Origin of the sequence: Streptomyces sp. NPDC059679 (assembly GCF_042734105.1) — a bacterium.
Taxonomy (GTDB): Bacteria; Actinomycetota; Actinomycetes; order Streptomycetales; family Streptomycetaceae; genus Streptomyces.
In genome coordinates this window covers 26,495-35,172 of the sequence record NZ_JBHWES010000077.1, presented here as the reverse complement: position 1 = coordinate 35,172, position 8,678 = coordinate 26,495, and the positions used below count along the sequence as shown (strand labels likewise).

Genomic DNA, 8,678 nt, shown 5'->3' with positions numbered 1-8,678 from the left:
TGTTTGGGCGCTATCCGTCGCCCGCCGACCCGGGTGTCCCCCCACACAAACAATTGGCCGGGGCCCGGGGCGGGGGCGGTCCCCCCCAACATCCGGTGCTCACGGCCGACGGCGACCCTGCCGACCAGCCCCATCGCCGGCATCGCTCCCACAGGGACCGCGGTGAGGACGAGGCCGAGCTCGCCAGGAGTGGCGTCGGCACGCTCCAGCACAGCGGGGAGCAGAGCCGACCAGGTACCCCAGAAGGCCCCCCAGGCTCCACTGACCACCACCAGGGCGAAACGGGGGCTCTTCGGCGCAGGCTTCGTCACTCGGTTCGCCCCAACGCTGTCGGTAATCCGGCGACGGTGGTGAGAGTGAACCGCTCGCCGTTGACCACCACCTCGTCGGACGGCGCCGGGTCGGCGACGGGAATCACGGAAGCGGGGCTGTTCATGCGGTGCTGTTCTCAGGCGCGCCGAAGTCGAAGGAGGCCAGGCGGAAGTCGCCGTGCAGGGTCAGCCGCAGATCGTGGACGCCATCGTCGTGCGCCGCCGCGTCGGCGGTCACCGTCGTCCAGGTGTAGCGGCTGCCGGTGACCGGTACGGCGATCCGCGCCAGGAGCCGGTCGCCGGCCCGGACCTCCAGCCGTGCCTCACCCGCCCCTGCACTCTCGCGTGCGACCCTCGCCTCGAAGCGGGCGGCTTTGGACAGGTCGACGGAGCGGTACAGCACGGTTGCGGGAAGCGCGGGATCGGCGGGGGTGACCGCGTCGCCGGCGGCGCGGGTGGCGTCGACGAGGGTGACGTCCGTGTAGTCGTCGAAATCGGCGGCCAGGGTGCGTCGCCCGACGACCACACGGGGTGCGGGGGGCGTGCCGGTCACCGTCAGCGGGGCACTCAGGACGACGTGTTCCGCGGAACGGGCGACGAGGATCTCGTAGGCGCCCGGATCCACGGTGAAGGCCCCGGTGGCCACGTCCCAGTGGGCGAACTGCACGGCGGGCAGCCTGAAGGTCACCTCCCTGCCCTCCTCGGGCTCCAGCCGTACCTTGCGGAAGTCGGCGAGCTTCAGCCGGGGCGCCTCGTAACGCGCGTCCAGGGCACGGACGTAGAGCTGGACCACCTCGCTGCCGGGTCGCGCTCCGGTGTTGGTCAGCGTCACCGTGACGTCGAGCGCACCGTCCTGCGGCACCGTCGGCGTGGACAGCCGCACGTCGCTGTAGGCGAAGTCGGTGTAGGACAAGCCGTGACCGAAGGCGTACAGGGGTGTGCGGCTGTGGTACTGGTAGGTCCAGCCGGCCTTGATGACGTCATAGTCGAGCGGATGCGGGAGGGCGTCGTCGCCGCGGTACCAGGTCTGCGGCAGCCGGCCCGACGGGTCGGCATCGCCGAGCAGTACGGCGGCCAGCGCGCCGCCCGTCTCCTGCCCACCGTGGGATGTCCACACCACGGCGGGCAGGTGCTCGTCCGCCCAGTCGAGGGCGTAGGGGTAGCTGCTCATGACGACCAGCGCGGTCTGCGGACGGACCGCGGCGACCGCGCGCAGCAGCGCCTCCTGGGTCACGGGCAGTGCGGTGCCCGAACGGTCCTCGGTTTCGCGGCCGTTGATGAGCGGGTGGTTGCCGAGGACGACAATCGCCGCGTCGGCCGCCTCGGCGGCGGCGCGTGCTTCGGCGGCGCCGTCCCAAAGCAGTTCGCGCTGCCAGCGCTCAGCGGCCTGCGGGGTTTCGGCGGTGACGGCGACCCGGCCGTCGGCTGCGTCGACGACGGCATAGCGGCCGGTGAAGACGTTGCGCAGGAGCACCGTGTCGGCGTCGCCCGCCGGATCAGGCTCCAGGAGGAAGGTTTCGTTGATGAACCAGGTCTTGATGACATCCCGGTCCGCGGCGAGCGAGTCGTCGTCCTTGCGGCTGAGGTAGCGGCCGGTTTCGGCGTCGCGCAGGGTGAGCACACCGTCCCCCCACTCAAAGACGTCGTACGCGGTCCCGCCGAGCCGTTCGCCCGAGGTGCCCGAGCGCAGCGCGATCCGGTCGGCGCCGTCCACGGTGACGACGTCGCCGCCGCCCTCGCCGAGCGCCGCACGCAGCCCGGACGCGATGCCGGCCTGGTAGGGCAGGGTGCCGCTGTACCAGTCCTCGTACAGGGTGTCGGCGAGTGGGCCGATGACGACGACGCGCGGCGCCCGCTCCGCTTGGAGGGGCAGCAGGCCGTCGTTTTTGAGCAGCACCACCGACTCGGTCGCGGCGCGCAGGGCGAGGGCGCGGTGCTCCGGGCAGTCGACGACCTCCGGGCCGACACCGGCATACGGGTCGAGTTCCGGGTCGAACTCACCCAGCCGGAAGCGGATTTGCAGGTGCCGCCGGGCCGCGCGGTCGATGTCCGCCTCGTCGATCAGGCCGCGCTCCAGAGCCTCGCGCAGCCGGCCGACCGTGATCGAACTGTCCTCGCGATGCTGGGTGAAACTGTCGATGCCGGCTTTCAGCGCGGCGGCATGGGATGCCGCGTGGTCCTCGAAGTAGTGCTCCATCTCCACCAGGTTGGAGGGCGCATACTCGTCGCTGACCACGAACAGTTCATGGCCGGTGGTCCGGGCCCAGGTCCGCAGCTCGGTCTCGAGGAGCGGACTGACATGGCAGGGACGGCCGTTGATCAGGTTGTACGCGGCCATCGCGCCGGTCGCCGCGCCCGAGGCGACGATGGGCCGGAAGGCGGCCAGGTCGTACTCCTGGAGGACGCGGGGGCGCAGGCCGGAGGAGGTGACGCAGCGGTCGTCCTCGTTGTTGTAGGCGAGGAAGTGCTTGAGCACCGGAGCCGCGCGCAGGTAGGTCGGATGGTCGCCGGACAGGCCCCGGCAGTAGGCGGTGCCAAGCCGGGCGGTGTGCACCGGGTCCTCGGAGTAGCCCTCTTCGTTGCGGCCCCAGCGCGGGTCGCGCAGCAGGTTCACCACGGGTGCCCACGCGTGGAGGCTGTTGATGCCGACGCCGTTCGCCGTCGGGCGGTGGTAGTGGAAGGCGCGCAGTTCGGCCGAGACGGCCTCGGCGACCTCATGGACAAGGTCCGCGTCCCAGGTCGCGCCGAGGCCCACGGCCTGCGGAAAGACGGTCGCCTCGCCCAGCCATGACACGCCGTGCAGCGCCTCCGTGCCGGTGCGGAACGAGGCGAGGCCGAGGCGCTCCACGGCCGGCGCGTACTGGTGCAGCAGCGCGATCCGCTCGTCGAGCGTGAGCCGCCCGAGCAGGTCGTCGACGCGCTTGTCGATCGGCAGCGCAGGGTCACGGAACGGAAGCCGGCCGGCGGCGGACAGGGACGGAGAACCCACGAGGCTGACCCCTAAGAAGGCTGGTGCGAACTGTCGAAGCGCTTCGACGCTGCCATTCGCCCCACGGAACTGTCAATGACCAGGGAACGAGAAAGTTTCTTAGCGCTCTCCCTCTTGTTTCGCGAGGAATGTGTCATTAACGTTTCGCCGCCAGGTCAAGCGCTTCGATGCGCGAAAGCCCAACCCCGGTCCTGCCCCCGTCGTTTCTCCCTCACTCTCCCCCACCAGGAAGGCCACCATGACCAGCGCACCGCAGACGCTCCGATGGGGCCACTCGGCTCTGGAGGTCGAGATCGGCGTCGGCGACGACGGCACCGCCCGCCTCACACGGGTCGGCCTCCCCGGTGGCGCACCGGCCGGGCGGCATTCCTGGGCCCCACTGCCCCTGGTGGAGGTGACGGCCGCGGGACACGGCCGCGCCTGGTCGGGCGGTCGCCTCATCGACACATCCCTCGGCGGGCGACTGCGCTACCGCGCCCACCGAGCGACCCGCGACGGTGACTGGCACACGCTGACGGTCGAACTCCACGATTCCGAGACCGGGCTCGGGGCCGAGGTGGTCTACCGCTCGCCGGATGCCGTGCCCGTACTGCGCGGCGAGGTGGTCCTGCGCAACGAAGGGCAGGCCGCGCTGCACCTGGAGTCGGTCTCCTCCCTCGTAGTCGGCTGCCTCGCGGACGGTCCGGAAGCCATCGGGGACGCGGACCTGCTGTGGGCGGAGAACGACTGGGTCGCAGAATGCCGTTGGCAGCGCAAGCCGATGCGTGTGACCTCCCCCGTCCTGAACGACCACGTCGTCTACCACAACGGCAAGGGGGAGTTCACCCAGACCGGACGGGGCGTGTGGTCCAGCTGTGGCCGACTGCCCATGGGCGGCCTGGCCGACCGCCGCTCGGGCCGCACCTGGCTGTGGCAGATCGAGCACAACGGCGGCGGCTGGCACTGGGAGTGCGGTGAACGCGACGAGCTGGCCTACGTGGCGCTGCTCGGCCCCAACGACACCCACCACGGCTGGCGCCATCGTCTGGAGCCCGGCGACGAGTTCCGCACCGTCCCCGTCGCCCTCGCCTTCAGCCCCGACGGCGGCCCGGACGACGCGTTCGCCGCACTCACCCGCTACCGCCGTGCGATCCGCCGCCCGCACCCCGACCACCAGCGCCTCCCCGTCATCTTCAACGACTACATGAACTGCCTGATGGGAGATCCCACCACCGAGAAGCTGCTGCCACTGATCGACGCGGCGGCCGAGGCGGGCGCGGAGTACTTCGTGATCGACGCCGGCTGGTACGACGGCGACAAGGGCGGCTGGTGGGACAGCGTCGGCGCCTGGGAGCCGGCCGCCTCCCGCTTCCCCGGGGACCGCGGGATCCACGAGGTGCTGGACCGCATCCGGGAGCGCGGTATGGTGCCCGGCCTGTGGCTGGAGCCCGAAGTGATCGGCGTACGCAGCCCCATGGCCAAGTCCCTGCCCGACGAGGCGTTCTTCCGCCGCGACGGCGTCCGCGTCACCGAGACCAGCCGCCACCACCTGGATCTGCGCCACCCCGCCGCCCGTGCCCACCTGGACCAGGTCGTGGACCGCCTGGTCGGCGAGTGGGGCGTCGGCTACCTCAAGCTCGACCACAACATCGATCCCGGCTCCGGCACCAGCGCCCACCCCGGCGAGACCCCGGGCGCCGGCCTGCTCGGCCACAACCGCGCCCACCTCGACTGGCTCGACGGCGTCCTGGACCGCTATCCGCACCTCGTGGTGGAGAACTGCTCCTCCGGCGGCATGCGCTGGGACTACGGGCTGCTGTCACGGCTGCAGTTGCAGTCCACGAGCGACCAGCAGAACCTCCAGCTGTACGCTCCCATCGCCGCCTCCGCGCCCACCGCGGTCACCCCCGAACAGGGCGCCGTATGGGCCTACCCACGACCGGAGGACTCCTCGGACGAGGTGGCCTTCACCATGGCCAACGCCCTACTCGGCCGCGTTCACCTGTCGGGAATGCTTCCGGACCTGCGATCCGAGGACCGGGCCCTGGTCCACGAGGCCATCGGTGTGTACAAGGCCATCCGCACCGACCTGGCGCGGGCCGTCCCCGCGTGGCCGCTCGGTCTGCCGGCCTGGAACGACCCGTGGCTCGCCCTGGCCCTGCACACCCCCGACACCACGTACCTCACCGTCTGGCGCCGCCCCGGCGCCGAGGCCACCACCACTCTCCCCCTGCCTCACCTCCACGGCTCCGCGGCCCGCGTCGACGTCCTCTACCCCACCGCGAGCCAGGCCGTTCCCTCCTGGGACCCCGGGACCGCCGACCTCACGCTCACGCTCCCCACGGCTCCGTCCGCCGTGCTGCTCCGCCTCGCCCCCACGGTGCCGGACGCGCCCTGAGACGACGGGCTCCTCCGGTGGCCATCTGCCGCTTCATCCCGCCAACGGGCGGAACCCCGCCCGGCCGACAGAAAGGGCAGAGATGAAGAGAACGCAAGTCCCCACCGGCCGCCGCAGTCGCGGCCCCGGCCGTGTGCTCAGTCTCTTCCTGGCGCTGGTCGTCGCGATCGGGCTGACCAGCACCACGGCCTTCGCCGCATCGGGCCACAAGGACGCGTCCTTGACAGGAAAGCCCCGGCCTGCCGCCGGCCCGATGGACACGGTGGCCGCGATGCAGCCCAGCTGGAACCTGGGCAACACCCTGGACGCCATCCCCGACGAGACGTCCTGGGGCAACCCGCCGGTCACCAAGGCCCTGTTCGACACCCTCAGGTCCCAGGGCTTCCGCAGTGTCCGGATCCCCGTGACGTGGACCGACCACCAGTCTTCCACCGCCCCCTACACGATCGACGCGACCTGGATGAACCGCGTCAAGCAGGTGGTCGACTGGGCACTGGCCGACGGTCTCCACGTCGTGATCAACGTCCATCACGACTCGTGGCAGTGGATCGCGAACATGCCCACCGACCACGACAACGTCCTGGCCCGTTTCAAGGCCACCTGGACCCAGATCGCCGCCAAGTTCAGGGACTCCCCGCGGACGCTGCTCTTCGAGAGCAACAACGAGCCGCAGTTCAACAACACCACTGACGCCCAGGGTATCCAGTACAACAACGAACTGAACACCGCGTTCCACACCGTGGTGCGGCAGTCCGGCGGCAACAACGCGACCCGCCTGCTCATGCTGCCCACCCTGCACACCAATGCCGGCCAGGAATTCCTGGACGCCCTGGTCAGCGAGATGAAGTCGCTGAACGACGCCAACCTCGTGGCGACCGTGCACTACTACGGCTGGTACCCGTTCAGCGTGAACGTCGCGGGCGGCACCAAGTTCGACGCCACCGCGCAGAAGGACATGACCGACTCCTTCACCCGGATCCGCAACACCCTCACCTCCAAGGGAACCCCCGTCTACCTCGGCGAGTACGGCCTGCTGTCGTACCCCGACCGCAACCACCCCGCGCGGGTCGAACGGGGCGAGGCGCTGAAGTACTTCGAACAGTTCGGCTACGAGGCCCGCGCCGCCGGAGTGACCACGGCCCTGTGGGACCCCGGAACTTTCGCCTTCCTGAACCGCTCCACGCTCCAGTGGACCGACCCCGCCCTGATCAACCAGATCAAGTCGAGCTGGACCACGCGCTCGGGAACCGCGTCCTCGGACCGGGTCTTCCTGGCGAAGTCGAGTGCGATCACGGCCCAGACGCTCGCCCTGAACCCCAATGGCACCGGCTTCCGGGGACTGTGGCAGGGCAACACGGCACTCGTCCAGGGCCGGGACTACACCGTCTCCGGAAACCAGCTCACGCTCACGGCTGCCGCGCTGACCCGGCTGGCAGGCAACCGCGACTACGGGGTCAACGCGACGATCGAGGCCCGGTTCTCCCAAGGCCTCCCCTGGAAGATCTACGTGACCACGTACGACAGGCCGGTGCTCTCCAACGCGACCGGCGGCACCAGCGGACTCACCATCCCCACCCAGTTCCGCGGTGACCAGTTGGCGACCATGGAGGCCACGTACGCCGACGGCAGCAACGCCGGCCCGGTCAACTGGTCTCCCTACCAGGAGTTCAACGAGTCCTTCTCCCCCGACTACCCGGGCAACGCTCTCCTGCTCACCACCAAGTTCGTCAACTCACTGCGTGACAACGCACAGGCGACGCTCACCTTCCACTTCTGGAGCGGAGCCACCGTGACGTACCGCGTGACGAAGTCCGGATCCTCGGTGACCGGCACCGTCGGCTGACGGCCCCTCGCCCCGGGTGCCGACCCCGGCACCCGGGGCTCTCCCCCGGCCCGCTCAGCTCTTCGGCAGGGCCGTGCTCTCCGTATCGCCCCCATCGTGCCGGACGCGTCATGAGCTGCCGGCACAACGCCTCACCCGACGAAAAGACACAGCAGGTGCCCCACCAGCACCAGGTGGACAGCACGTTCGACAATCCCGTGGTTCCCGGCTTCCACCCCGACCCCAGCATCTGCCGGGTCGGCGACGACTACTACCTCGCCTGCTCCAGCTTCGAGTACTTCCCCGGCGTACCTCTCTTCCACAGTCGCGACCTGGTGCACTGGCGACAGATCGGCAACGCCCTGGACCGGCCCGAGCAGTTGTCTCTGCCGGCCGACATGCCGTCATCCGCGGGGATCTACGCCCCCAACCTGCGCCATCACGACGGCCGCTTCTGGCTGATCGTCACCAACGTGCGCAAGGGCGGCGGCAACCTGATCGTCACCGCCACCGACCCCGCCGGCCCCTGGTCGGACCCCGTCTGGGCGCCGGGCGTGCCCGGCAAGGAGCGCCCCGGCTGGCTGACGCTGCGGACTCGCGGCGGCTCCCTGGACGAGCCGGACGTCGTGTTCGCCGGCCGCAGCCAGCAGCACGTGACGTTCCGGGCACGCACCCTGGTCGACGCGGCGTCGGGACGTGGCGGCCTCGCCGTCCGCCTCGACGAGCGGCATCACTACGAGATCGAGGCATCCGCCACGGACGTCCGGGTGATCGCGCGCGTCGGCTCGCTGAGCACCGTCGTGACCTCCCAGCCCCTGCCCACCGGGCCGGTGGCGGTCCTCTGGGTCAGGGTCACCGAACCGCCGGCTCCGCACGACGCGCGCACCGGCCCCGACGTCGTCTCCTTCGGCACCGAGGGGCCGGACGGCACGTCCACCGTTCTGGCGACGCTCGACGGCCGCTACCTGTCGACCCGGATCATCTGTCGAACCACTCCGCGCGGCCGGCCTGGGCAACACCCTGGATGTTGAACGACTGAAGATCGGCGATGACCGTAAGGCCGGTCTCGGCGCGGAACAGACGGGTCAGACGCGGATGCGAGACCCCGGCCGCGCGAGCGATTGCGGGCACGGACGCCGGGCCGGCCAGATGCTCCTCGGTGTACGCCTGGGCTGGCCA

At 70.5% G+C, this 8,678-nt stretch carries 5 protein-coding genes and 1 pseudogene; 3 read left to right on the top strand and 3 right to left on the bottom strand.

The genetic code is table 11. From position 1 onward, the window contains the following. The 3 genes and pseudogenes from ACFV2X_RS46990 to ACFV2X_RS46980 all read right to left on the bottom strand — a co-directional run. A pseudogene (locus tag ACFV2X_RS46990) lies at window positions 1-311 on the bottom strand (hypothetical protein); the annotation flags it as partial. Beyond that, complete coding sequence (locus tag ACFV2X_RS46985; protein WP_385628409.1) at window positions 308-436, bottom strand: hypothetical protein; 129 nt, start codon at window positions 434-436, stop codon at window positions 308-310. The gene ACFV2X_RS46985 and the pseudogene ACFV2X_RS46990, both read right to left, overlap by 4 nt. Next, the gene (locus ACFV2X_RS46980; protein WP_385628406.1) at window positions 433-3,300 is read right to left on the bottom strand and encodes a glycoside hydrolase family 3 C-terminal domain-containing protein; all 2,868 of its coding nucleotides are present in this window, start codon (window positions 3,298-3,300) and stop codon (window positions 433-435) included. Before ACFV2X_RS46980 ends, ACFV2X_RS46985 begins: the two co-directional genes overlap by 4 nt. Window positions 3,301-3,538: 238 nt before the next feature. Between ACFV2X_RS46980 and ACFV2X_RS46975 the strand changes: the two genes are divergently transcribed. The 3 genes from ACFV2X_RS46975 (at window position 3,539) to ACFV2X_RS46965 (ending at window position 8,530) form a co-directional block, all read left to right on the top strand. Then, window positions 3,539-5,677 carry an alpha-galactosidase gene (locus tag ACFV2X_RS46975; RefSeq protein ID WP_385628404.1) on the top strand — a complete coding sequence of 713 codons (2,139 nt, stop codon included), beginning with the start codon at window positions 3,539-3,541 and terminating at the stop codon, window positions 5,675-5,677. Between the two features lie 82 nt (window positions 5,678-5,759). Continuing rightward, entirely contained in the window at window positions 5,760-7,520 is a 1,761-nt protein-coding gene (locus ACFV2X_RS46970) for a cellulase family glycosylhydrolase (protein WP_385628402.1), read from the top strand. A gap of 110 nt (window positions 7,521-7,630) precedes the next feature. Next, complete coding sequence (locus ACFV2X_RS46965; protein ID WP_385628399.1) at window positions 7,631-8,530, top strand: family 43 glycosylhydrolase; 900 nt, start codon at window positions 7,631-7,633, stop codon at window positions 8,528-8,530. The last annotated feature ends 148 nt before the right edge of the window (window positions 8,531-8,678 follow it).

Coding starts and splice junctions, on each gene's coding strand:
- ACFV2X_RS46985 (WP_385628409.1), bottom strand. CDS start 436: ATGAACAGCCCCGCTTCCGTGATTCCCGTCGCCGACCCGGCGCCGTCC.
- ACFV2X_RS46975 (WP_385628404.1), top strand. CDS start 3,539: ATGACCAGCGCACCGCAGACGCTCCGATGGGGCCACTCGGCTCTGGAG.
- ACFV2X_RS46970 (WP_385628402.1), top strand. CDS start 5,760: ATGAAGAGAACGCAAGTCCCCACCGGCCGCCGCAGTCGCGGCCCCGGC.
- ACFV2X_RS46965 (WP_385628399.1), top strand. CDS start 7,631: ATGAGCTGCCGGCACAACGCCTCACCCGACGAAAAGACACAGCAGGTG.